We start from the raw sequence: 22,207 nt of genomic DNA on the forward strand, positions 1-22,207 counted from the left end.
GGTGACCCTCGTCACGCCGCGAGCAGGTCCACCCGCGCCCCGAACTCCCGTACCACCGGCTCCCCCGCGAACGGTTCGAGCCGCTCCTTGAGGTCGTCCAGATACTCCGCCCCCCGCGACGACCGCAGCGTCGCGAGCAGTTCGAGCGCCCGCGTCCCGGTGTGGCAGGCCTGCTCCACCTCGCGCCGCTGCACCTGCGCCGAGGCGAGCAGCACCAGGCCGATCGCCCGCCGCCGCGCCCGCGTCTCGGGGTGGCCGCCGAGCGACTCCTCCGCCGCCCGCGCCGCCGCCTCCGCCTGGCCCAGGTCCCGGTGGCAGTGGGCCAGCTCGTCGGCGAGGTACGCCTGGTCGAAGTGGGCGATCCACGACGGGTCGTCCCCCGACTCCGGATCCGACCGCTCCAGGGCCCGTACGGCACGCCCCGCGACCGCCCCGAAGGCGTGGACGTCCCCGAGCAGCGCGTGCCCGCGCGCCTCCGCCGCGTAGAACATCGCCTCCGCGCGCGGTGTCACCCGCCCCCGCGCGCCCTCCTGCGCCGCCCGCGCCAGCTGCGCGATCTCCCGGGGGTTCCCGAGCTGGGCGGCCAGATGACTCATCGAGGCTGCCAGTACGTACCCCCCGTAGCCCCGGTCGCCGGCGGCCTGCGCGAGCCGCAGCGCCTGGATGTAGTACCGCTGGGCGAGCCCCGGCTGTCCGGTGTCCACCGCCATGTACCCGGCCAGCTCCGTGAGCCGCGCGACCGCCGCGAACAGCTGCCGGCCGACCGCCTCCCGGTACGAGCCCGAGAGCAGCCCCGCCACCACGCTGTTCAGGTAGTGCACGACCACCGGACGCACGTGCCCGCTGCCGAACCGCCGGTCCAGGTCGACGAGGGCCGCCGTCATCGCCCGGACCGCCTCCACGTCCGAGACCCCGACCCGCGCCCCGGCCGACCGGGCCACGTGCGCGTCCGCGCCCGTGATCAGCCAGTCCCTGCTCGGCTCCACGAGCGCGGAGGCCGCGACCGTCGACCCGGAGAGGAAGTCCCGGCGCCCCACGTCGCTGCGCCACAGCTCGCAGACCTGCTCGATCGCGCCGAGGACGGTCGGCGCGAACTGGAGCCCGACGCCCGCCGCCAGGTTCCTGCCGTTCGCCATGCCGATCTCGTCGATCGTGACCGTACGGCCCAGCTTGCGGCCCAGCGCCTCCGCGATGATCCCCGGCGCGCGCCCGCGCGGCTGCTGCCCGCGCAGCCAGCGCGCCACCGACGTCTTGTCGTACCGCAGGTCGAGGCCGCGCTCGGCCCCGACCATGTTCACCCTGCGGGCGAGGCCGGCGTTGGAACACCCGGCCTCCTGAATGAGCGCCTGCAGCCGTTCGTTCGGCTGACGGGCGACGAGTGGCCTGGCTGACATGACTACCCCCTGAGGCCGGTGTGCGATCGGTGAGAACTGATCACTGCCCGGCGGATATCCGGTCAATGCCGATGTGAACACGCGAAACCGGACGCATCGGCCACAAGACCTGCTCGGTACCCCGGCCGACACCCCCCACCTCTGGCTACCCCGCCCCCGCTCCCCGGCCCCACGCGCGCCCCCGTCCGTGCACCCATGCGCCCCGCCGTGCAGGATCGATGCTCCACACGACGCGGCGCGCCGCCCGTAACCCCAGGTGACGGCGGGAGTTGAGTTCACCGTGGAAGAGACCATCGGAGTCACGGAAGCCGCACAGATCCCCAAGCAGCGAGGCGAGCAGCTGCTGGACTGCGCCGTGCGGTATGCGGAAGAGCGGCACTGGGACGTGTTCCCCGGGACCTGGCTGGAAGCCGTGGAGGGCAGGGAGCGTTGCTCCTGTGGCGTCGAGAGCTGTGCCACGCCCGGCGCCCACCCGGCCAGGCCCGACTGGTCGACCCAGGCGACCGGCAGCGCGGTCGGGGCGCGGCGCATGTGGTCGAAGCAGCCCAAGGCGTCGATCCTGCTGCCCACCGGCCGTACCTTCGACGCGATCGAGGTGCCGGAGTCGGCGGGCTTCCTGGCGCTGGCGCGGATGGAGCGCATGGAGCTCACGCTCGGCCCGGTGACGTGTACGCCGGACCGCCGGATGTTCTTCTTCGTCCTGCCGGGCGCCGCCACCAAGGTCCCCGATCTCGTACGGAAGCTGGGCTGGGCCCCGGCCTCGATCGATCTGACCACCCGGGGCGAGGGGTTCTACGTGGCGGCCCCGCCCACGCGGGTCGGCGGGCACGGCGCGGTGCAATGGGCGCGGCGGCCCACCCCGGCGAACCGCTGGCTGCCGGACGCCGAGGAGCTGATCAGCCCCCTCGCGTACGCCTGCGGGCGGGAAGCGGCGGCGGCGAGGGCCCGGCGCCCGTGAGAAGTGGCCCTCTAGGGTGTGTGCTCGTACGTAGTACGGGGACGACCAAGGGGTTGACGGAACATGCCTGACCAGGCATTTGACGGAGTGTACGAAGAGGCGGGCATCGCACCGGAATCCGGTGCGATGCCCGCCGTTCGCGTCGAAGGGCTGTGGAAGCGCTTCGGACAGCAGATCGCGGTGAACGGCATCGATCTGGTGCTGCCCGCGGGCAGGTTCATCGGTCTCGTGGGGCCGAACGGCGCCGGCAAGACCACCACGCTCTCCATGATCACGGGCCTGCTCCGGCCCGACGCGGGGCGGGTGCTCGTCGCCGGGCACGACGTCTGGCGCGACCCGGAGTCGGTGGCCGAGGTCAAGGCCCGGATCGGCATCCTGCCCGAGGGGCTGCGGCTCTTCGAGCGGCTGTCGGGCCGCGAACTCCTCGCGTACAGCGGGCGGCTGCGGGGGCTGCCCGGTGCCGAGGTCGACAAGCGGGCCGCCCAGCTGCTCGACGTACTGGACCTCGCGGGGGCGCAGAACAAGCTGGTCGTGGACTACTCGACCGGTATGCGCAAGAAGATCGGGCTTGCGGCGGCTCTGCTGCACAACCCGGAAGTCCTCTTCCTGGACGAGCCGTTCGAGGGCGTCGACCCGGTCTCCGCGCAGACGATCCGGGGCGTGCTGGAGCGGTACACGGCGTCCGGGGCGACCGTCGTCTTCTCCAGCCATGTGATGGAGCTGGTGGAGTCGCTGTGCGACTGGGTCGCGGTGATGGCCGCGGGCCAGATCCGCGCCCAGGGCCCGCTCGCGGCCGTACGGGGCGACGCGCCGTCGCTCCAGGCCGCGTTCCTCGAGCTGGTGGGCGCGAACGGGCGGGAGGCGGCCGGGGACTCCCTGGACTGGCTGGGCGGGGGTACTGCCCGATGACCACGGCCACGGCCTCCGCTTCTCCTTCCCTCACCTCCGTCTTCGTACGGCTCAAGCTGTCGCTGCTGCGCAACGGGCTGCGGCAGTCGGCCGGCCGGACCGCCGCGTACGTGACGTCGATCGTCGTCACCGCGCTCTTCGCGGCGGCGATACTGCTCTCCTTCGTCCTGATGCGGGGCAGCGCGGACGCCGACTCGATCGCGATCCTGATGACCGGGGTCCTCGCGCTGTCGTGGGCGGTGATGCCGCTGTTCGTCCCGAGCGGCGACGAGACGCTCGACCCGTCGCGGCTCGTGATGCTGCCGCTGCGGCCCCGGCCGCTGGTGCGGTCGCTGCTCGTGGCCTCGCTGGTCGGCACCGGGCCCGCGTTCACGCTGCTCATCGGCCTGGGCGCGGCCTTCGCGCTCGCGCGGGGCGCGGCGGGTGTCGTGGCGTCGGTCCTCGCCGTGCCGCTGCTGGTCCTGGTGTGCGTGGCGCTGTCGCGGGCGGTCGCCGCCGCCAACGTACGGCTGCTGACCTCGCGCAAGGGCCGTGACCTGGCGGTGCTGAGCGGTCTGCTGATCGCGGTGGGCATCCAGGTCGTCAACTTCGGTGCGCAGCGGCTCAGCCGCGCCGGCGGCCTCTCGGCGCTCGAACCGGCCGCGGCGGTGGTGGGCTGGCTGCCGCCGGCTTCGGCGATCGCGGCGGTGGACTCGGCGAGCGAGGGCGACTACGCCCTGGCGGCCGGGCAGTTGCTGCTGACGGTCCTCGTCCTCGGGGCGCTGCTGTACTGGTGGCAGCGGAGCCTGGTGCAGCTGATGACGTCCCCGGACGGCTCGACGATCGGCGCGGCATCGGAATCGGGCGGCGGCCGGGAGGGTACGGGCCTCCTGGCTCGGCTGCTGCCGGGCGGTCGTACGGGAACGGTGATGGAGCGCAGCCTGCGCTACGTCTGGCGCGACCCGAAGACGAAGGCTGCGTGGATCACCTCGCTCGCGATCGGCGCGATCGTGCCGCTCTTCAACGCCCTGCAGGGCACGGGCTCGATCTACTTCGCGTGCTTCGCGTCCGGGATGCTCGGCATCCAGATGTACAACCAGTTCGGGCAGGACACGTCTGCGTTCTGGATGGTCGCGCAGACGATCTCGACGCGGGCGGACGCGTACGCCGAACTGCGGGCGCGGGCGCTCGCGCTGCTGCTGATCACCCTGCCGTACACGGTCCTGGTGACGGCGGCGACGGCGGCAGTCCTCGGCGACTGGTCCGCGCTGCCGGAGGCGCTGGGTCTGGGGTTCGCCCTGCTCGGGGCGATGCTGGCGACGGGCGCGGTGACCTCGGCGAACTTCCCGTACTCGATCCCGCAGGACAGCGCGTACAAGAACGTCGCGCCGGGGCAGGGCGGGCTGGCGTGGATCTCGATCTTCGGCGGCATGCTCGGGGGCGCGGTGCTGTGCGCCCCGGTGATCGGGGCGACGGTCTACCTCCACCTCGCGGACGAGGAGTCCCTGCTGTGGCTCCTGCTGCCGGGCGGGACGCTGTACGGCGCCGCGCTGGCCTGGGGCGGCCTGAAGCTGGCGGCACCACGGACGGCGGGGCGGCTGCCGGAGATCCTGGCGGCGGTGAGCAAGGGGTGACGGTGGTCCGGCGCGGGGACCCTCGCCGGAACGGGCTTCCGGTCGAACAGAGGTCCTGGCGACTGCTCCAACGGTGAACGAATTTACCGTCCTTGCAGGTCAGAGGCTCGTTCGAGGTTGGACCACCGACCCGCGGACCACCCTCCGGAGCGCGGCGCACCCCTCCCGAACTGCCCGAACGTTCGGTCACGGCCGGAAAGCGGCGAAGGATTGTGCGATCACCCTCCGCATCGGCAAGACTCCGGCCCGCAACCAGGTCGCACCCGCCTCGAAGGGACACCCCCGTGCGCCGTCTTCTCCGCAACACCGCCTTCACCACCGCGCTCGCCACCGGCCTCGCCCTCATCGGCGTCGCCACGACACCCGGCAACGCCCAGGCCGAGTCCGCCGGCCTCTACCCGGCCTCGGCGCTCGTCCTCACGATCGGCAGGGGCGAGGACGCGGCGACGGCGACGATCGACAGGGCGGTCACCCTCAGCTGCGCGCCCACGGCCACGGGAACGCACCCGGCGCCCGCGTCGGCCTGCAAGGAACTGAGCGCGGTCGACGGCGAGTTCGCCCAGTTGACGATGATGGGCAACAGCAGCCCCTGTACCCACGTGTGGGACCCGGTCACGGTCACCGGCGACGGCGTCTGGGACGGCAAGCGGGTCGCCTGGTCGGCCACGTACGGCAACACGTGCGAGATGAACGTGGGCATGGCCAGGAGCGCGGTCTTCGCGTTCTGACCATCACCTGTGACAAAAGGGCCTCCGCTCGGAAGCGGAGGCCCTCGTCGTGGGTCAGAAGGCGCCGTTGAGGCTCCACCAGTTCCACGACTGCGCTTCGCCCGAGTTCAGGCCGCCGGTGCCGTTGCCGGGGTAGAGGACCATGCAGCCGACTCCCCGGCATCCCTCGCCGCTGTAGTTGGCGTTGGTGACGGCGGCGAGGTCGGGACGGCCATCGCCACCGAAGTCGCCCACGCCGAGGAAGGTGTCCATGACGTTCCAGCCGCCGGACCCGACCAGCACACGGGACCCGACGGCTCCGGCCTTGCCCGGGTAGAGCCAGAGCTTGCCGGTGGAGGCCTCGCGGGCGATCAGGTCGGCGCGGCCGTCACCGTTCATGTCACCCGGCCCGACCAGGGCGTTCATGCTGTTCCAGCCGCCGCTGCCGATCAGCTTGCGGGCGCCGAAGCTGCCGGTGCTGGTGCCCGGGTAGAGCCACAGCTTCCCCGTGGACTTCTCGACGGCGAGGAGGTCGCTCCGACCGTCCCCCGAGAGGTCGCCGAAGGCGGTGAGCCTGGTCATGCTGTTCCAGCCGCCACTGCCGATCAGCTTGCGGACACCCACGCCGCCGGACCCGGTGCCCGGGTAGAGCCACAGCTTCCCGGTGGATGCCTCACGGGCGATGACGTCCTCGCGGCCGTCACCGCTGAAGTCACCGTGCCGGGTGAGTGCGTTCATGCTGTTCCAGCCGCCGGAGCCGACCATCCGGCCGGTCAGGTCACCGGGCAGGAACCACAGGCGACCCGCCTTGTCACGGACGAGAACGTCGGCCCGCCGGTCGCCGTTCAGGTCACCGAAGCCGGACGCCGTGGGCGCGGTGGCGGCGTACCACTCCGGGTAGGCGGGGCCGTAACACTCCCGCGACGTGGGGACGAACTTCAGCGAGCTGACGGAGTTGCTCCCAGGACCTCCCCAATCGGTACCCGCGGGATCGGGGGCCCGTTCGCCGGCGGCGCCTCCGTAGTTCGGGTCGTCGTACGTGCAGAGGTACTGGGACGTACGGTTGACGACCGACCGGAACGCGTTGTCCCAGGAACCCAGCGTCGCCTTGTTCGTGTTCGTCTTGAACATCGTGCCCGTGGCGTTGTCCGTCTTCCAGGCGCAGAAGTAGCCCTTCGGACAGTCACTGACCGCGGCCTGCGCGGGCGCCGTGCCCACGCCGAGAACGCTGATCGAGGCGAGGCCCAGCACGGTGGCCAGGCTTCGCAGAATGGTGGTGCGCAATGCATCCCCTCCCTTTGGGAGGAGGAAGGTACCTCAAGGGTCCCGGGCTCATCGGCGCAGGGTCTCCCGCTCCTACTCCCCCTTCGCGTCCGGCTTCCAGTCCTGGACGAGGAGCCCGAGCAGTACCTCGTCCAGGAACTCGCCCATCACCCAGGCCGAGGAGCGCAGTACGCCCTCACGGACGAAGCCGTTGCGCTCGGCGGAGCGCAGCATCCCGTGGTTGTCCGCCAGCGTCTCGATCTGCAGCCGCTGCATGCCTCGTACGACGAAGCCGTAGTGGCACAGCACCGCCACCACGTCGGTGCCGTAGCCCTTGCCGCGAAAGGACGGCCGCAGCCCGAGGCCGATGTGCGCGGACCGGTGGTGGTTGTCGATGCCCCACAGTGTCGCGGTGCCGACCAGCGCGCCGCCCTCCAACTCCACCACGGAGAACGGGACGCTGCCCTGGTTCGTGTCGTCCACCACCAGCCGCGGATCCTTCGAGCCGGGCGTGATCGGCCGCCACGGCCCGGCTTCGGCCCGCGAGCCGTTGACCACGTCGTCGTAGAGCTCGGTCCGCAGGATCGGGATGTCGTCCTCGTGCCGAGCCCGGAGCCCGACCTTGCTACCTCTCAGCATGCAGGCTTCCTATCCGACCGGGCTCGCCGACGGCAAACAGATAAACCAGTGGAGCAGCGCCGCTGTGCGCCACTACCGTGCTGCCGAACCACGTCGCCCAGGCAAGGACGTCCCGTTGTACACCCTGTGAGACCTCCCGAGAGCTGATCTGTCAGCGCGTCGCGCATGTGCGGCCGCGCTCCTTTTTGCTGCGGACTTCTCACACTGAAACCGGTGTACTTCTGTGCTCACCACCTGGGTGGTCATGCCCACCTGCCTTCCGACCGTCCTCCGCCGTTGCCACGCGTGCGCGTCCGAGCGCTTCCGGGCGAACGGCAAATTCCGCGTCAACGCCAACCACAAGCTCCTCGACGCCTGGCTCCTCGTGCTCTGCACCACGTGCGGGGACACGGCAAAGCTCACGGTCCTGGAGCGGATGAACGTACGCTCCGTACGACCCGAACTGCTGGACCGGATGCACGACAACGACCCTGCCCTGGCAGCAGAGTTGCTTGACGATCCGGTCCTGCGGCGCCGTAATCACATCGCCCTCGACTGGGCGGGCGCCTGGCGCCTCGACACCGGCGGCTCGGACCACCCGGACCGAGAGGTCATCGACGTGTCGGTCCGCTTCGCGGCGCGGATCCCTGTCCGTCCGGTGCGACTGATCGCCGAAGGCTGCGGCCTTTCGCGGGCCGAGGTCGAGCGACTGATCACGGAGGGGAAGCTCGTCTCGGCAGTCCGGCTGAGCGGCAAGCTCTCCGGCGACTTCACCTTCATGCTCAAGCGCTTCGGATAACCATCTCGTACAGCAAGTCCGGTTGCACAAAAGGCTCTTCGTCGGTGGGCCTGGACCTCCAGTCCAGGGGCCAGGTCGCCCCGTCGAGCGCGGGAATGCCGACGAAGGCCTCGCTCCGGCCGTTACGGCTCAGGGCACGGACAGGTGCCGGCCAGGCGTGGGCTGCGGCGGTCTGCGGGGGCAGCAGGAAGTACAGGTTCCGCTCCCCCGTGGCCTCGCGGACGATGGGCCCGGCGCGGAAGTCGGTGAACTCCATGAGCCGGTACGCGACGTCCTCCCCGAGGAACCCCCCGATCCGTACGGCGTCGAAGTGAACGCCCGCGTGACGGAGGGCATGCCCGGTGGCGGGTACCCAAGAAGGCACCCTGTCAAGTGACTTGCGCGAATTCATGACGCCAGCTTCCCGGCGCGGCTCTACTGTGACCAGCGCCACAGGCGGTTTGTGGCGGACTGTGCGATCGGGGAGGTCAGGTGTGAACAAGGTGCACACGGGAGGCCCGGGCGCCGCGAAGGCGTTCGGCAGGCTCCTGCGCTTCTACCGCGAGCGGGCGAAGGTGTCGCAGGAGGCACTGGGCAAGGCGACCGGCTATTCCAAGTCCCAGGTGGCGATGATCGAGCGGGGGCAGAGGAGAGCGAAGGGGGATTTCGTCGCAATCGCGGACAAGATGCTGGGTGCACAAGGTGCACTGCTGGAGGTCGCGGAGGAGGTGACGGCGAGCGGGGTTGCGGCGTGGTTCGAGGATTACTTGGCGGAGGAGCTGAAGGCGACGGGCATCCATAAGTACGACAACCACCTCATTCCCGGGCTGCTCCAGACCCCGGATTACGCGCGCGCCGTCTTCGAGAGCGCCGTCCCGGCGATGGACGAGAACGAGATCGAGCCGCACGTCACCGCCCGCATGGAGCGCCAGAAGCTGTACTTCCGTACGCCTCCGCCGCTGGTCACCTTCGTGCTGGAGAAGGCCGCGCTCACCAAGCCGCTCGGCGGCAAGGACGTCCTCCGCAAGTGCCTGTTGTACGTGTGCGAGTGCGCGGATCTCCGCAACGTCACGATCCAGGTCATGCCAGATGACCGTGAGACCCATGCGGGGCTCAGCGGGCCCTTCACCCTGCTGGAGAGCGATGAGGGCCGGAAGCAACTCGTCTATGTCGAAGGGCAGGTCGGCAGGTACTTTCTGAGCGAACAGCCCGACATGGGAGTCGTCTTCGCCCGCTACAGCATGCTGCGGGCGCAGGCCCTCACGCCGGAGGATTCCGTACAACTGATCGAACAGGTGGCACGATCGCTATGAGCACCGACCTCAACTGGTTCAAGAGCAGCTACAGCAGCGAGCAGGGCGGCGACTGCGTCGAGGTAGCCGTCGCCTGGACGAAGTCCTCGTACAGCGGCAAATTCGAAGACGCCTGCGTCGAAATCGCCGCCTGCCCCCACACCGTCCACGTCCGCGACTCCAAGGACCTCACCCGCCCCTCCTTCGCCCTCTCCCCCACCGCTTGGAGCACCTTCGTCCAAAACCTCTGATTCAGTCGAACGCAGCAGCTCGGCGTGCACATGGCGGGCCGGACGCCGAGCCTGGTCCCATGGGCATACGACCATGGGTAGTCGTCGAGCCACCTGACCGGCGCGGTCTGCGCCGGATCACCATCCACGGCAAGACGGTGGGCAGCGCCTGGTCCCTCCGCGAGTTGCGGAAGGTACTCCGCCGCCTCGGCTACCCCGACGACATGGACCTGGACGACCGTGCGCGCGTCTACTGGCGCGGCGGCGACAGCAGCGTGTGGCCGGACGACAGAGGCTGGAAACGGCGTGTGGTCATCGCCCTCATGCTCGTGGGGCTGCTCGGCTCGCTGGCACTGCACGCCTCCATCGGCTGGGCGGACGCCCTGGGAGCACTGACCTTCGCGCAACGTCTGGTCGGTGTTCTGTTCTTGTTGGCCGGCGCCGTTCAGGGCCTCGCGTTGCCTGCGGTCGTCGACTACTGGGGCCGCCGACAGTTCAAGTTCTCCGGGGCGCTGATCCTTCTCGGCGTGCTCATGACGGTGGCCACCACGACCCTTCTCCTCTTCCTGTGGCTTCAGGAAAAAGAGCTCATACCCGAAGCCCTGGGGTTTCTTGTCTTGTGGCTCTGGTCACTATGGGCTCTCCACATCCTCATCCACGACAAGGTGTGGAGAGGAATACCGCACCCCAGGAAGTTCGCGGCCGGGGTTACCGTCACGGCCATCCTGACCGCGGTCAGCCTGGGCTACTCGATTCTCTATCAACCCATCGCCGCCCCCCTGCACTTCATCCTGAAAGCGGAATTCGGCACGCCACAAACGGACGCCGATTCACCGTATATACACATCCCCCTCAAGCTTTACGCGAAGAACACCGGAGGAATTCCCGTCTACATCGTAGTCGATGATTACGCGGTTCACGGAAATTGGGCCGAGTTCTCCGACTCAGGGGAAGGGATGGAGGGATGGCGGGGCGTTGCCGAGGACGATTGGGCCACCGACGCAGAGCTCTATGAGAGCGAAGTCGACTACGAGACCGTCGCATCCGGGCAGTTCCGGGGCCCGGGAGAAACGCTAGACGCCGGACAGGAGTACGAAATAGAGGAGGTGATCACGCTCCCCAAAGACACCGATTACGAAACACTGGAAGTCGTACTCCAGTTCGCCTACCTGAGGAAGGATCGCGGGAAGCTCGACGACGAGTTCTTTCAGGCCAGACCATCCTGGCTGGAGTCGGCAGGGAAATACTACTGTCCACCCGACACGTGCCCCGGACGTGTCATACATCACGGCAGAGTGCGATACAACGACAACTTGATCAATGTGACGCGAAAGCCGCGATATGTGGCAGCCTTCTGGTCACCGGAAGAGGACCCAGTGGCCCACATCTCCTCATTCAACTTCGATAAGGAGAATAACGGCCAGCCCCTCTACAACATATACGAAGCCATGGATCCCAATGAAGTAAGTAGGGAGGCCGAGAGGTACGGCCTCGGCCAGGGCTGGGTGAACTCGGAAGTGTCCGTCAAGGAACTGCTCAAACAGGCCAGGCCCTGAGCCTCTCCTCGCGCACACCGGACCGACTCGCGCGTGGCGTTCGAAGCGGCGCTTGCCGGGGCTCGATCGAGGCTTACCAGCGCGCCTTCGTCGGATGGCCGACGGATGGCTGGCGAGGGTCGAGGAGCTCGTTGAGCACGTGGGCGCGGCGGGTGCGGAGCATGGCTGGATCGAGCTCATGCAGGCCGCGCGGGAGCCCTACGGGGAGGGCAGGGAGCGACGCCTTCGTGCCGCGCTCGACTGCGCCAGGCAGGTCGCAGACACCGACCTCCGGTTCGCCGCGCTCGCTCGGCTCGCGAGACGCTGGTGATGAGCGCTCATCGTGCTGCGTACGCGCTCGTCTTCCGGCGGCCGAGCCAGAAGCCCGCCGGGGCAAGGTCACGACCGCCCCGGATGCCCGAAGCCGCGGGACCATGAGGGTATGGCGTTGTTCGGGCGTGAGGTCGCCATCGTCGAAGCGCCGTCCGTACTCGGGCTGCGGCCGTCCGGGGTGCAGGATCTGCCGGCGGCGCTGTTCGGCGGGGTGGCGCGGGCCGGGCGGGTCGAGGCGCCCCCGTACGACCCGAGGCGGGACGTCGAGACCGGGGTCCTCAATCCGGGAGGCATCGCGACGTACTCCGTACGGCTGGCCGACGCGGTCGGCCGGGTTCTCGACGGCGGGCGCTTCCCTCTCGTCCTCGGCGGCGACTGCAGCATTCTGCTCGGCAACCTCCTCGCCCTGCGCCGCCGTGGCCGCTACGGCCTGCTGTTCCTCGACGGCCACACCGACTTCTATCAGCCGTCCGCCGAGCCGAATGGTGAGGTGGCGTCCATGGAGCTCGCCCTGGCGACCGGCCGGGGCCCCCGGCTGCTCGCCGATCTCGAAGGACGGGGGCCGCTCGTCCGGGACGAGGACGTGGTCGCGTTCGGGTTCCGGGACGCCGATGAGTCCGCGGCGGCCGGGAGCCAGCCGCTCCCGCCCGGGCTGTACGCCCTCGACCTCGACGACGTCCGCGCGGCCGGGGCCGCCGCGGCCGCTCGCGGCGCCGTCGGCCGACTCACCGAGGGCTACGGGTTCTGGGTCCACCTGGACGTCGACGTCCTGGACGACGCGATCATGCCGGCCGTCGACTACCGCCAGGCCGGCGGCCTGACCTGGTCGGAGCTGGAGAGCGTCCTCGCCACGGCCCTGTCCGACGACCGTGCCGCCGGCCTCGACGTCACGATCTTCAACCCCCGCCTCGACCCCGACGGGACGCTCGCGACCCGCCTGACCGACTGCCTGCGCCGGGCTCTGGCGGCACGCCCCCACGACTGACCCTGCGCGAGCCTTTGTCAGCGGACGACGTCGAACACGTTCTTCTGCACACCGTTGGCGTAGGCCTCGTGCTCGACGAGCTTCAGTTTCTGCGCGTCCTTGTCCGTGGCGCTGAAGAGCCGCTTGCCCGCGCCGAGCAGGAGCGGGAAGACGAGCAGGTGGTAACGGTCGATCAGACCGGCGTCGGACAGGGCCCGGTTCAGGGAGGCGCTGCCGTGGATGATGATCGGGCCGCCTTCGGTCTCCTTCAGCGCGGCGACGTCGTCGATCGAGCGCAGGATCGTCGTCTCGCCCCAGTTCGACACCAGGTCGTCCTCGGTGAGGGTGGTGGAGACGACGTACTTCGGCATCACCTTGTAGTCGGCGAAGTCCTCCATGCCGGGCCACACCGGGCTGAACGCCTCGTAGCTGACTCGCCCCATTAGCATCGCGGTGGCTTCCTTCTGCTCCCGGCCCTTGATCTCGAACGCCTCCGGGAGGAACTCGACGTCCTTGAAGGTCCACCCCGCGTTCCGGTAGCCGGGCTCGCCGCCCGGGGCCTCCACGACGCCGTCGAGCGAGATGAAAGCAGTGCTGATCAGAGTACGCATCGTGGTTCCTCGGTCTCTCGTGTCCTGTGCTGAGCAGTTCCGGCTGGGCCTGTCGCGCACCAACCGTGATCTATGACCGCGGATCACGGAGAAACTCATCGGCGAGCTCGACGTGTCGGGAAAAGTTGACACGTCGGAATCTTCCGACGCATAGTGCTGTGCATGGCGGTAGTCGATGTCTTCAGCGCCCTGTCCAATCCGGTACGACGCCGGCTCCTCGAGGCCCTCAGGGACGGGCCGCGGGCGGCCGGGGATCTGGCCGGGGAGTTCGCGCTGAGCCGGCCCGCGGTCTCCGAGCATCTCGCGGTGCTCAGGAACGCGCGGCTGGTGCGCGAGGAGCCGCGGGGGCGGCATCGGTACTACCACCTGGAGGCCGCGCCGCTGGCCGAGGTCGGCGAGTGGCTGCATCCCTTCGAGCACTACTGGCGCGCCCGGATGCGGGCGTTGAGCGACCTGATCGACGAGGAGAACCCGTGACCCCCACCGAGCCGAACGTCCTCCACTGCGAGCAGTTCATCGCCCATCCGCCCGCCGCGGTCTGGAAGGCGCTGACCGATCCCGAGCTGCACGCCCGCTGGTGGGCCGCCGGTGACGTGCGGGCCGTCGTGGGCCACCGCTTCACCCTGGACATGGGGAACTGGGGGCAGCAGGAGTGCGAGGTGCTCGCCGTCGAGCCCGAGCGTCTGCTCCGCTACAGCTTCGCCCCCGGCACGCTGGACACCACGATCACCTGGGAACTCCGCCCTGAGGGCACCGGCACCCGGCTCTTCCTGGAGCACGCCGGATTCGACCTGGACTCCCCGATGGGCAAGGCGGCCCTCGACGGAATGGGGCGCGGATGGCCGAGCCTTCTGCCGCGCATCGAGCGCGCCCTGGCCGCTTCAGTCGGCCAGTAGGTCCCGGACGACGTCAGGACGTCAGGACACCCTCCAGGAACGGCTCGATCGCCGTGCGCCAGGCCTCCGGGTGCTCGTAGTGGAGGAGGTGGCCGGCGTCCGGGATCTCCGCGTACGCCCCGCGTGGGAGGACCCGGACCATCTCCTGGGCCTCGGCGCGGCCCAACTCGCCGTCCAGGCCGCGCACGACGAGCGTCGGGCAGCGCACCTGGGCGAGCGAGTCCCAGTGGGCGTCGTGGACCCAGGTCTCGCGGGAGGTCAGCATCTGCGCCGGGTCGAAGACCGGGTACCAGCCGTCGGGGCGCCTGGTCATGACCTCCGCGAAGAACTCGCCGCGCGCGGGGTTCGGCCGCTCGACCCAGGGGTCGTCCTCGCCGAACCACTTCCGTACGCCGTCGAGCGAGGCGAAGGGCACCGGCCAGCGGCGGAACCAGTCCTGCCACTCCCTCTGCGAGGCGGCCCCGAGGGCCGAGGCGCGCATGTCGCAGATGACCAGGGCGCGGACGAGGTCGGGGCGCTCGGCCGCGAGCTGCCAGGCGGTGAGGGCGCCCATGGAGTGTCCGACGAGGGTCACGGGGCCGAGGCCGAGCTGCTCGACGGCGGCCGCCGCGTCCGCGACGTACGCCTCGCGCGTGAAGGGGCCCGCGGGCGGCTTGTCGCTGCGGCCGTGACCGCGCTGGTCCAGGGCGACGACCCGACGGCGGCCGGCCAGCCAACGGGCGGTGGGCGCCCAGTGGGAGGCGCGCCCCATGAGGCCGTGCAGGAGTAACACGCCGGACCCGGCCGTCCCTGCCCGCCCTGTCTGCTCTTCCGTGAACTCCCAGGCCGCCAGGCGTACGCCGTCGGCTCCCGTGATGTCGAGACGTCGCACCATGTTCCCTGGCACCCCCTCTTTCCCATCGAGCGTGTCGAGCCCCGTCAGACTATCGAACCCATATTCGAAAATGGGGATCTGCCACGTAACACCCCTCGTTCGAGTGACGGCGCTCAAGGATTGACGGGCGCCGCCGAGGGGAGATCTTCAACGGGAGGCGGACCGCTCGGGGAAATCGGTCCGGGGGGAGGGACCGTGGGAGTTGGGGGCTCGGGGCCAGCACGGGGGGGGACGGCCCCCGCCCCCCGGGGCCCCCGGGGCCCTCTGCGTGTTGGCGCACCGCCCGGAACGACTCCATCGCACCCACCCCTCCCCGGCCGTACGGCTGCCCCCAGCGTGGCACGCCGAGGGGCGCGGGCGTGGCGATTCCGCCGTAAAACGGGCCGGGGGAATGGGACCACGAAACGGCGGGGCTCCCGGAACAGGGCGGGGGCGCCGGGCGCCGGAACCGGCCGGGCGCCGAAACGACGCTCGGCGCGGGGGGAAGGCCCCGCGCCGAGCGTCGTACAGTCCCCTACCCCGCCGTCGTGGTCAGCGCTTCGCGACGAAGACGTGGGCCGCCACCTCGGCGTCCAGCTCGGCCGCCTCGCCGCTGCTGCCGACCAGGACGCCGCCCGCCGACTCCGTCACGCTCACCACGGAACCGGGCTGCACGCCCGCCCTCCGCAGCGTGTACATCAGCTGGGCATCCGTCTGGATCGGCTCGCCGATCCGGCGCACTACCACCGTCTTGCCGTCCGTGCCCGCGTCCAGGTCGGCCAGCGACACCATGGAGTCGTCCAGGAAGGACTCCGCCTCGGCCTTCTCGCCCAGCTCCTCGAGACCCGGGATCGGGTTGCCGTACGGCGACTCCGTCGGGTGCCGCAGCAGCTCCAGAACGCGCCGCTCCACGGCCTCGCTCATCACGTGCTCCCAGCGGCAGGCCTCGGCGTGGACCTGCTCCCACTCCAGGCCGATCACGTCGACGAGCAGACACTCGGCGAGCCGGTGCTTGCGCATCACGCGCGTCGCGAGCCGCCGGCCCTCGTCCGTCAGCTCCAGGTGCCGGTCGCTGGCGACGGCCACCAGGCCGTCGCGCTCCATACGGGCCACCGTCTGGCTGACCGTCGGGCCGCTCTGATCGAGCCGCTCCGCGATCCGGGCGCGCATGGGGACAACACCTTCCTCCTCGAGCTCGAGGATGGTGCGGAGATACATCTCCGTTGTGTCGATCAGTCCGGACATACGTGCCCCTCGATGAGTCGTGCGCTGGCCCTGCCCCAATTCTGACGCATCCCACCGACAACCGTGCCGTGCTGACCAAAGGGCGGTATTGACAGGGCAATGGTCCAGACCGCACGGTGATCCGCGACACGACGACAAGGAGCTTCGGTAATGGGCGACAGCGCGCGCGAGTCCAAGCTGGCGGGGCAGTTCTTCGACGCCGCGATCGGCCTGCTCCAGCAGGTCCGTGACCAGGACGCCGAGGAGATCGCCGCCGCCGGTACCGCCATCGCCCAGGCCGTCGCGGCGGGCGGCCGGCTCTTCGCCTTCGGCGCCGGCCACTCCTCGCTGGCCGCCCAGGACGTCGTCTACCGGGCGGGCGGACTCGCCCTGATGAACCTGCTCGCCGTCCCCGGGACCGTCGGCGTCGACGTCATGCCCGCGACGCTCGGCTCCGCCCTGGAGCGCGTGGACGGCCTCGCCGGCGCCGTACTCGACTCCTCACCCGCCAGGGCCGGCGACATCCTGATCATCATCTCCCTCTCCGGCCGCAACGCCCTGCCCGTCGAGATGGCGATGAACGCCCGCGCCCTGGGGCTGACGGTGATCGGCGTGACCTCGGTGGCGTACGCGACGGAGACGAAGTCCCGGCACGTCTCGGGGACGTACCTGAAGGACCACTGCGACATCGTCCTCGACTCGCGGATCGCGATCGGCGACGCCGAGCTGACCCACGAGGGCATCGAGGCACCCTTCGCCCCGGCCTCGACGGTCGTCACCAGCGCCCTGATGCAGGCCACGATGGCCGCGGCGGCCGAGGGGATGGTCCGCCTGGGCATCGAACCGCCGCTGCTGCGCTCGGGGAACGTCGACGGCGGGCACGAGTGGAACGGCCGCGTGATGACGGAGTACGCGGACCGGATCTTCTACCGGCACTAGCTGTACCAGCGCCTGGGGTACGCCCACCAGGGCCCGGGGCACGCCCACTAGCGCCTGGGGGTACGCCCACCAGGACACCAGGGCCTTGGGGGTACGCCCGCCAGAACACCGGGCCCTGGTGCACGCCCCGGGCGCACGGGGGGCGCATCGGACCGCGTGGTCCCCGGTCGGGTGATCTTGGTCCCCGTCCGTGTGAACGCGCTTCCTCCGCCTCGTTCTGTGGCCCAAGAGTGGTGCGCGATGAGCACACAGGACATGACTCCCCGCACCCCGAACCCCTCTCCCCCGGCGCACGACGCGCGGCCCTCGCGGCGCTCCGTGGTCACGGCGACCGGTGCCTCGGCGCTCGCCGCCGGGCTCACCGCGGCCTCCGCCGTTCCCGCGACCGCGTTCAGCCCCGCCACCGCGCCCTCGACGGCGCCGGCCGCGGCGCCGTCCCTGGCGCCGCCCGGGATCGACAGCCAGGCGTACACCACGGTCGCCCGCGCCATCGTCGTCTACGACGAGCACGACACGTCCCTCGTCCCGACCTACCTCAAGGCCATCGAGAACGGCCTGCCTCCCAGCCGGGGAAGGGCGACGAAGCGGGTCCTGATCGTCGGGGCCGGACCGGCCGGCCTTCTCGCCGCCGACCTGCTCACCCGCGTGGGCCACGACGTCGTCGTGATCGAGGCCAACGGCAACCGCGTCGGCGGCCGTATCAAGACGTTCCGCAAGGGCGGCCACGAGAACGGGACGCAGCCCTTCGCCGACCCCAGGCAGTACGCCGAGGCCGGGGCCATGCGGCTGCCCGACAGCCACCCGCTCCTCATGGCGCTCATCAGGAAGTTCGACCTCGCGCGCCAGGAGTTCCTCCTGGTGGACGTGGAGGTCGACAACCCGACGAAGCGGGCCAACCGCACCTGGATCCACGTCAACGGCGTCCACATGCGCCGGGCCGACTACGAGAAGACCCCCGAGAAGATCAACGACACCTTCGGTGTCACGGGCCCCTACCGTACGAAGACCGCCTCCGCGATCCTCGCGGACGCCCTCGAACCGGCACACCAGCTCATCCGGGGCAAGGAGGGGACGGCCCTCGTCGAGGGGTGGGCCGAGGTCCTCAGGAGGTACGGCCACTGGTCCATGTACCGGTACCTCACCGAAGTCGCCGGGCTCGACACGAGGACCCTCGACCTCGTCGGCACCATCCAGAACCTGACCTCGCGGATGCATCTCTCCTTCCTGCACAGCTTCCTGGGCAGCGCGCTGATCGACCCGAAGACGAAGTTCTGGGAGCTCAAGGGCGGCACCGCGGTGCTCGTCGACGCGCTGTACGCGCCCGTGAAGGGAAAGGTGCGCCTCGACCGGCGCGCCGTACGCATCGAACGCGACGCACGCGACGGCGGCAAGGTCAGGGTCCACACCGTGTCCGAGGACTGCCAGACCGGCAAGGGGGGTGTCACGGAGGTCTTCGAGGGCGACGAGGCGATCGTCACCGTCCCCTTCTCCGGACTGCGCCACGTGGCCTTCGACCCTCCGCTGACGTACGGCAAGCGCCGGGCCATCACGGAACTGCACTACGACGCCGCGACCAAGGTGCTCCTCGAATTCTCCCAGCGCTGGTGGGAGTTCACCGAGGAACAGTGGAAGGAGGCGCTGAACTCCATCGAGGCCAACCTCTACGAGAGGTACAGGGCGGGCCGTGTCAGGGGCGGCGCGTACCTCGGCGCGCACAGATCCGTGACGGGCCTGGGTGTGACGATCCCCCGCGAACTCAAGAAGTGCTTCGCCGCCTTCCGCCCCGCTGTGGGCCGCGACCCCGAGGCCGCCCATGTCCGCGGAGGCGGCTCGGTGAGCGACAACGCCAACCGCTTCATGTTCTTCGAGCACGCCCACCCCATGGAAGGCAGCGACGGAGGCATCGTCCTCGCCTCCTACAGCTGGTCCGACGACGCCCTGAAGTGGGACGCGTACGCCGACGAGGAGCGGTATCTGCGCGCGCTCGCCGGAGTGCAGGCGGTCTTCGGCCGGCGCTGCGAGGTCTTCTTCACCGGCAAGGCCAAGACGCAGTCGTGGATGCGTGATCACTACGCGTACGGCGAGGCTTCCGTGCTCCTCCCCGGCCAGCACGCGGAGCTGTTCCCCGACATCCCGACGTCCGAAGGGCCCCTGCACTTCGCGGGGGACCACACCTCCATCAAGCCCGCCTGGATCGAAGGCGCCCTCGAATCCGCCGTCCGGACGGCGTTGAAGGTCCACACGACCTAGGGGGTGGCCCCTGATCTCGGGGGCCCTACCCCCGCACCGCCGCCAGGTCCAGCGACGTCGCGACCCGTACCGCCACCGCCTCCGCGTACACCGCGTCCGGGCGTTCGAAGGCCGTACGGGACGCGGCGCGCAGGAACGTCAGGGCGCCCACCGTCCTCCCCCGGCTGCGCAGCGGCAGGCACAGCGCGTGGACCGCGTCCCGGGGCCAGTGGCGCTCCGTCGCCCAGTCCTCGGCGGCCTGCGGGCCCGCCACGGCCGGCGCCGACGCCCGTACCGGTCCCGTACGGGAGAGGGCCTGGAGGACCGGGTGGCCCGAGGCGTAGCGCAGCGGGATGCCGCCGCCCGCGACCGGGACGACCGGGCCCGGATCGCCCGCCGGCGTGGCCGCCACCCGCACGAGCCGCCGCTCCCCCGCCGCCACGTCGACCAGCGCGTGATCGGCGAAGCCCGCGAGCGCGAAGTCGAGCAGGACCGTCGCCGCCTCCCTCGGGTCCTCGCACTCGGCCGCCACCACGCCCGCCCGGTGCAACTGGCTGTACCGGAACCGCAGCCGGTCCGCCTCCTGCTCGGCGAGCCGCTCCTCGGTGACGTCCTGGAACAGCCACCCCACACCCAGCGGCACCGGCTCCTCCGCCAGCGGCGACGCCAGCCGCACGAACCCGCTGCGCCAGCACCGGCGCCGCTCGCCCTCCGGCGTCCGCAGCGTCACCCACACCTCGGCGGGCGCCTTCGGGGCACCCTCCGCGAGCACGTGCTCCAGCGCACACTCCAGCTCCTCGACGCCCTGCGCGAGCAGCTCGCCCAGCGGCCGCCCGAGCAGCGTCGTACGGCCGCCGCCCATCGCCCGGGCCGCGTACCCGTTGACGACGGTGGGCCGCAGGTCCACGTCGACGAGGACGACACCCCAGGACGCGTCCTCGAACAGCGCCTCGCTGAGCGCGATCGACCGCTCCAGATCGATCTGCGCGTGCACCTCGCTGAACGCGCAGTACACCCCGGACGGCTTCCCGTCCGCGCCCCGCACCCCGGCCGACTGCGTCCGTACGAGAACGCGCCCCCCGTCCTTCCGTACCAGCGCGAACTCGTGCACCAGGCGGCCCGGCGCCTCCATGGCGGCCATCAGCCGGCCGAGCGCCTCGGCCGCGTCGGCGGGCCGCGCCGCCCACCCCTCGAACCCACGCCGCCCGACGGCCTCCTCTGCCGACCAGCCGAGAATCCGCTCGGCCTCCTTGTTCCAGTGCGTGACGGTCCCGTCGGCGTCGAAGGCACAGAGCGCCGCGTCCATCCCTTCCAGGAGCGCGGCGAGCAGATCAGCCCCCGGCACAGACGTGGTCCCACCCCTGGCAGCACTCATCCCGGCACCCCCTGCAGGACGGTGTACGCGCGTGCACCCGCACGCCCCGCCCAATTGAACTGGAACGTGACGCAGAACACACCCGTTTCATCCGATCCTTACAAAGAATCGCGTGGCTTCGACGGCGGCGAAGAACACATCTCAGGTGGGCGGCGCGAAGCGCCACCATCTCGCTCCCGGCAGGAGTGGAGGACATGATGGACGAACACCTGTACGAGAGATCGCGCAATCTGTTGATTCCACATGAACTCACGCCCGATTTCGCGGGCAGTGAGTAGCGTCGCCGATTGTGAAGCTGACGGTGGCGGTGAAGCTGCTGCCGACGCCCGTACAGGCGTCGGCACTTGAGGCGACGCTACACGTGTGCAATGCGGCGGCGAACTGGCTGTCGGTCAGATCGTTCGAGCATGGGCGGCCTTCGCGGGCGACGCTCCAGGTCTTGGCCTATGCAGAGTTGAAGGCTCGGGGGTTGTCGGCGCAGCCTGCGCTGCACGTGCTACGGAAGGTCGCGGATGCCTACACCACCCTGAGGGCGAACGTGCGCGCAGGCAATCTGGGGCGCCCAGACTCGAAGCGGCGCCTGAAGGCTACGGGCAAGCCTGTCGCCTTCCGGCCCGACGCCGCTCAGCCGTTCGATGACCGGTGCCTGTCCTGGCAGATGGACAGGCAGACGGTGTCGATCTGGACCACTGCCGGGCGAATGAAGAACGTTGCTTTCACCGGGCAGGACGAGCAGTTGGCGGTGCTGGCCGCGTATCGCCGAGGCGAGTCGGATCTGATGTACCGGGACGGGGCCTGGTATCTACTCGCGACCTGCGAAGTCCCCGAGGCCGCGATGAACACCGCGCCGGAAGGGTTCGTTGGGGTGGATCTGGGGATCGCGAACATTGCCACCACCTCCACCGGCACCCGGCACAGCGGGCGCCGGCTCAACCGCCGCCGTGAGGCGGAACGCACGCTGCGCTCAAAGCTGCAGAGGAAGGGCACGAAGTCCGCCAAGCGGCGGGCGAAGCGCCACGCCGGCAAAGAAGCCCGTCGGGCCCGGGATATCAATCACAAGATCAGTAAGCGCATCGTGGCGGAGGCTCAACGCACTGGTCGCGGGATCGCCCTGGAAGAACTGACGGGCATCCGCGAGCGGGTACGGCTCAGGAAGCCCCAACGCGTCACACTGCACTCCTGGTCCTTCCATCAGCTCGGCACGTTCATCGCCTACAAGGCGAAACAGGCTGGAGTCCCGCTGGTGTATGTCGATCCGGCCTACACCAGCCAGGAATGCTCCCGGTGTCACCACATCGACCGACGCAACCGGCCCTCCCAGGCCGTGTTCGCATGCCAGGTCTGCGGCTTCGTTGAGCACGCAGACCTGAACTCGTCCCACAACATCGCCGCCCGCGGCTGGTGGCAGTGGGTCTGCGGGGTCGAGTCAACGGCCCCTGCCCTCAGGCTCACCGGGTAGAGGGCTGGACGCAGCCGGGACACGCCG

At 70.2% G+C, this 22,207-nt stretch carries 23 protein-coding genes; 15 read left to right on the forward strand and 8 right to left on the reverse strand.

Annotated features, from left to right (window positions below):
- Positions 1–11: 11 nt before the first annotated feature.
- Positions 12–1,394 carry a transcriptional regulator gene (locus ACZ4VI_RS04965; protein WP_467996675.1) on the reverse strand — a complete coding sequence of 461 codons (1,383 nt, stop codon included), beginning with the start codon at positions 1,392–1,394 and terminating at the stop codon, positions 12–14.
- Positions 1,395–1,674: 280 nt separating this feature from the next.
- Between ACZ4VI_RS04965 and ACZ4VI_RS04970 the strand changes: the two genes are divergently transcribed.
- From ACZ4VI_RS04970 to ACZ4VI_RS04985, 4 genes are all read left to right on the forward strand, one after another.
- Positions 1,675–2,352 (forward strand): bifunctional DNA primase/polymerase, encoded by a 678-nt coding sequence (locus ACZ4VI_RS04970; RefSeq protein WP_467996677.1) that lies wholly within the window; start codon positions 1,675–1,677, stop codon positions 2,350–2,352.
- Between the two features lie 63 nt (positions 2,353–2,415).
- Positions 2,416–3,261 carry an ABC transporter ATP-binding protein gene (locus tag ACZ4VI_RS04975; protein WP_467996678.1) on the forward strand — a complete coding sequence of 282 codons (846 nt, stop codon included), beginning with the start codon at positions 2,416–2,418 and terminating at the stop codon, positions 3,259–3,261.
- Positions 3,258–4,874 (forward strand): transporter, encoded by a 1,617-nt coding sequence (locus ACZ4VI_RS04980; RefSeq protein ID WP_467996680.1) that lies wholly within the window; start codon positions 3,258–3,260, stop codon positions 4,872–4,874. The genes ACZ4VI_RS04975 and ACZ4VI_RS04980 overlap by 4 nt, the downstream gene beginning before the upstream one ends.
- Before the next feature lie 284 nt (positions 4,875–5,158).
- Entirely contained in the window at positions 5,159–5,602 is a 444-nt protein-coding gene (locus ACZ4VI_RS04985; RefSeq protein ID WP_467996682.1) for an SSI family serine proteinase inhibitor, read from the forward strand.
- Positions 5,603–5,656: 54 nt separating this feature from the next.
- On the opposite strand, the gene ACZ4VI_RS04990 is transcribed toward ACZ4VI_RS04985, so the two are convergent.
- Both ACZ4VI_RS04990 and ACZ4VI_RS04995 read right to left on the reverse strand, forming a co-directional pair.
- Positions 5,657–6,865 carry an FG-GAP-like repeat-containing protein gene (locus tag ACZ4VI_RS04990; protein ID WP_467996684.1) on the reverse strand — a complete coding sequence of 403 codons (1,209 nt, stop codon included), beginning with the start codon at positions 6,863–6,865 and terminating at the stop codon, positions 5,657–5,659.
- A 72-nt stretch (positions 6,866–6,937) separates the two neighbouring features.
- The gene (locus ACZ4VI_RS04995; protein ID WP_467996686.1) at positions 6,938–7,483 is read right to left on the reverse strand and encodes a GNAT family N-acetyltransferase; all 546 of its coding nucleotides are present in this window, start codon (positions 7,481–7,483) and stop codon (positions 6,938–6,940) included.
- A gap of 223 nt (positions 7,484–7,706) precedes the next feature.
- On the opposite strand from ACZ4VI_RS04995, the gene ACZ4VI_RS05000 reads away from it, so the two are divergent.
- Positions 7,707–8,261 carry a DUF1062 domain-containing protein gene (locus ACZ4VI_RS05000; RefSeq protein ID WP_467996688.1) on the forward strand — a complete coding sequence of 185 codons (555 nt, stop codon included), beginning with the start codon at positions 7,707–7,709 and terminating at the stop codon, positions 8,259–8,261.
- On the opposite strand, the gene ACZ4VI_RS05005 is transcribed toward ACZ4VI_RS05000, so the two are convergent.
- The gene (locus ACZ4VI_RS05005) at positions 8,245–8,625 is read right to left on the reverse strand and encodes a hypothetical protein (RefSeq protein ID WP_467996690.1); all 381 of its coding nucleotides are present in this window, start codon (positions 8,623–8,625) and stop codon (positions 8,245–8,247) included. The two genes, ACZ4VI_RS05000 and ACZ4VI_RS05005, sit on opposite strands and share 17 nt — an antisense overlap.
- Positions 8,626–8,734: 109 nt before the next feature.
- Between ACZ4VI_RS05005 and ACZ4VI_RS05010 the strand changes: the two genes are divergently transcribed.
- The 5 genes from ACZ4VI_RS05010 (at position 8,735) to ACZ4VI_RS05030 (ending at position 12,615) form a co-directional block, all read left to right on the forward strand.
- Entirely contained in the window at positions 8,735–9,553 is an 819-nt protein-coding gene (locus ACZ4VI_RS05010; RefSeq protein WP_467996692.1) for a helix-turn-helix domain-containing protein, read from the forward strand.
- The gene (locus ACZ4VI_RS05015; RefSeq protein ID WP_467996693.1) at positions 9,550–9,783 is read left to right on the forward strand and encodes a DUF397 domain-containing protein; all 234 of its coding nucleotides are present in this window, start codon (positions 9,550–9,552) and stop codon (positions 9,781–9,783) included. The genes ACZ4VI_RS05010 and ACZ4VI_RS05015 overlap by 4 nt, the downstream gene beginning before the upstream one ends.
- A gap of 203 nt (positions 9,784–9,986) precedes the next feature.
- Complete coding sequence (locus tag ACZ4VI_RS05020; RefSeq protein WP_467996694.1) at positions 9,987–11,318, forward strand: hypothetical protein; 1,332 nt, start codon at positions 9,987–9,989, stop codon at positions 11,316–11,318.
- A gap of 94 nt (positions 11,319–11,412) precedes the next feature.
- Positions 11,413–11,628, forward strand: coding sequence for a hypothetical protein (locus ACZ4VI_RS05025; RefSeq protein WP_467996696.1), 216 nt, complete (start codon positions 11,413–11,415; stop codon positions 11,626–11,628).
- Positions 11,629–11,739: 111 nt separating this feature from the next.
- Positions 11,740–12,615 (forward strand): arginase family protein, encoded by an 876-nt coding sequence (locus ACZ4VI_RS05030; RefSeq protein ID WP_467996697.1) that lies wholly within the window; start codon positions 11,740–11,742, stop codon positions 12,613–12,615.
- Positions 12,616–12,632: 17 nt separating this feature from the next.
- On the opposite strand, the gene ACZ4VI_RS05035 is transcribed toward ACZ4VI_RS05030, so the two are convergent.
- A complete protein-coding gene (locus ACZ4VI_RS05035) occupies positions 12,633–13,205 on the reverse strand; it encodes a dihydrofolate reductase family protein (RefSeq protein ID WP_467996699.1) in 573 nt (190 codons plus the stop codon).
- Positions 13,206–13,367: 162 nt separating this feature from the next.
- On the opposite strand from ACZ4VI_RS05035, the gene ACZ4VI_RS05040 reads away from it, so the two are divergent.
- Together ACZ4VI_RS05040 and ACZ4VI_RS05045 are read left to right on the forward strand one after the other, a co-directional pair.
- Positions 13,368–13,682, forward strand: a complete 315-nt coding sequence (locus tag ACZ4VI_RS05040) for an ArsR/SmtB family transcription factor (protein WP_467996700.1) — start codon at positions 13,368–13,370, stop codon at positions 13,680–13,682.
- Positions 13,679–14,101 carry an SRPBCC family protein gene (locus tag ACZ4VI_RS05045; RefSeq protein WP_467996702.1) on the forward strand — a complete coding sequence of 141 codons (423 nt, stop codon included), beginning with the start codon at positions 13,679–13,681 and terminating at the stop codon, positions 14,099–14,101. The genes ACZ4VI_RS05040 and ACZ4VI_RS05045 overlap by 4 nt, the downstream gene beginning before the upstream one ends.
- A 13-nt stretch (positions 14,102–14,114) precedes the next feature.
- Here ACZ4VI_RS05045 and ACZ4VI_RS05050 read toward each other — a convergent pair whose 3' ends face one another.
- Both ACZ4VI_RS05050 and ACZ4VI_RS05055 read right to left on the reverse strand, forming a co-directional pair.
- Positions 14,115–14,975, reverse strand: coding sequence for an alpha/beta fold hydrolase (locus ACZ4VI_RS05050; protein WP_467996704.1), 861 nt, complete (start codon positions 14,973–14,975; stop codon positions 14,115–14,117).
- Positions 14,976–15,506: 531 nt separating this feature from the next.
- Positions 15,507–16,199 (reverse strand): metal-dependent transcriptional regulator, encoded by a 693-nt coding sequence (locus ACZ4VI_RS05055; RefSeq protein ID WP_467996706.1) that lies wholly within the window; start codon positions 16,197–16,199, stop codon positions 15,507–15,509.
- A gap of 150 nt (positions 16,200–16,349) precedes the next feature.
- Here ACZ4VI_RS05055 and ACZ4VI_RS05060 point away from each other — a divergent pair, with 150 nt between their 5' ends.
- Positions 16,350–17,117, forward strand: a complete 768-nt coding sequence (locus ACZ4VI_RS05060; RefSeq protein ID WP_467996707.1) for an SIS domain-containing protein — start codon at positions 16,350–16,352, stop codon at positions 17,115–17,117.
- Between the two features lie 240 nt (positions 17,118–17,357).
- Entirely contained in the window at positions 17,358–19,367 is a 2,010-nt protein-coding gene (locus ACZ4VI_RS05065; protein WP_467996709.1) for a flavin monoamine oxidase family protein, read from the forward strand.
- Between the two features lie 25 nt (positions 19,368–19,392).
- Here ACZ4VI_RS05065 and ACZ4VI_RS05070 read toward each other — a convergent pair whose 3' ends face one another.
- Positions 19,393–20,721 (reverse strand): PAS domain-containing protein, encoded by a 1,329-nt coding sequence (locus tag ACZ4VI_RS05070; RefSeq protein ID WP_467996711.1) that lies wholly within the window; start codon positions 20,719–20,721, stop codon positions 19,393–19,395.
- 289 nt (positions 20,722–21,010) lie between these two features.
- On the opposite strand from ACZ4VI_RS05070, the gene ACZ4VI_RS05075 reads away from it, so the two are divergent.
- Positions 21,011–22,180: an RNA-guided endonuclease InsQ/TnpB family protein gene (locus ACZ4VI_RS05075; protein WP_467996713.1), complete on the forward strand. Its 1,170-nt coding sequence runs from the start codon at positions 21,011–21,013 to the stop codon at positions 22,178–22,180.
- The last annotated feature ends 27 nt before the right edge of the window (positions 22,181–22,207 follow it).

It is taken from the genome of Streptomyces sp. NPDC029169 (assembly GCF_055563935.1).

What these genes read in the sequence shown, in the direction of transcription:
- ACZ4VI_RS05070 (WP_467996711.1), bottom strand. Translation starts at nt 20,721, where the DNA reads ATGAGTGCTGCCAGGGGTGGGACCACGTCTGTGCCGGGGGCTGATCTG.
- ACZ4VI_RS05055 (WP_467996706.1), bottom strand. Translation starts at nt 16,199, where the DNA reads ATGTCCGGACTGATCGACACAACGGAGATGTATCTCCGCACCATCCTC.
- ACZ4VI_RS05020 (WP_467996694.1), top strand. Translation starts at nt 9,987, where the DNA reads ATGGACCTGGACGACCGTGCGCGCGTCTACTGGCGCGGCGGCGACAGC.
- ACZ4VI_RS04975 (WP_467996678.1), top strand. Translation starts at nt 2,416, where the DNA reads ATGCCTGACCAGGCATTTGACGGAGTGTACGAAGAGGCGGGCATCGCA.
- ACZ4VI_RS05065 (WP_467996709.1), top strand. Translation starts at nt 17,358, where the DNA reads ATGAGCACACAGGACATGACTCCCCGCACCCCGAACCCCTCTCCCCCG.
- ACZ4VI_RS05015 (WP_467996693.1), top strand. Translation starts at nt 9,550, where the DNA reads ATGAGCACCGACCTCAACTGGTTCAAGAGCAGCTACAGCAGCGAGCAG.
- ACZ4VI_RS04980 (WP_467996680.1), top strand. Translation starts at nt 3,258, where the DNA reads ATGACCACGGCCACGGCCTCCGCTTCTCCTTCCCTCACCTCCGTCTTC.
- ACZ4VI_RS05030 (WP_467996697.1), top strand. Translation starts at nt 11,740, where the DNA reads ATGGCGTTGTTCGGGCGTGAGGTCGCCATCGTCGAAGCGCCGTCCGTA.
- ACZ4VI_RS05025 (WP_467996696.1), top strand. Translation starts at nt 11,413, where the DNA reads ATGGCCGACGGATGGCTGGCGAGGGTCGAGGAGCTCGTTGAGCACGTG.
- ACZ4VI_RS04965 (WP_467996675.1), bottom strand. Translation starts at nt 1,394, where the DNA reads ATGTCAGCCAGGCCACTCGTCGCCCGTCAGCCGAACGAACGGCTGCAG.
- ACZ4VI_RS04995 (WP_467996686.1), bottom strand. Translation starts at nt 7,483, where the DNA reads ATGCTGAGAGGTAGCAAGGTCGGGCTCCGGGCTCGGCACGAGGACGAC.
- ACZ4VI_RS05040 (WP_467996700.1), top strand. Translation starts at nt 13,368, where the DNA reads ATGGCGGTAGTCGATGTCTTCAGCGCCCTGTCCAATCCGGTACGACGC.
- ACZ4VI_RS05050 (WP_467996704.1), bottom strand. Translation starts at nt 14,975, where the DNA reads ATGGTGCGACGTCTCGACATCACGGGAGCCGACGGCGTACGCCTGGCG.
- ACZ4VI_RS05035 (WP_467996699.1), bottom strand. Translation starts at nt 13,205, where the DNA reads ATGCGTACTCTGATCAGCACTGCTTTCATCTCGCTCGACGGCGTCGTG.
- ACZ4VI_RS05060 (WP_467996707.1), top strand. Translation starts at nt 16,350, where the DNA reads ATGGGCGACAGCGCGCGCGAGTCCAAGCTGGCGGGGCAGTTCTTCGAC.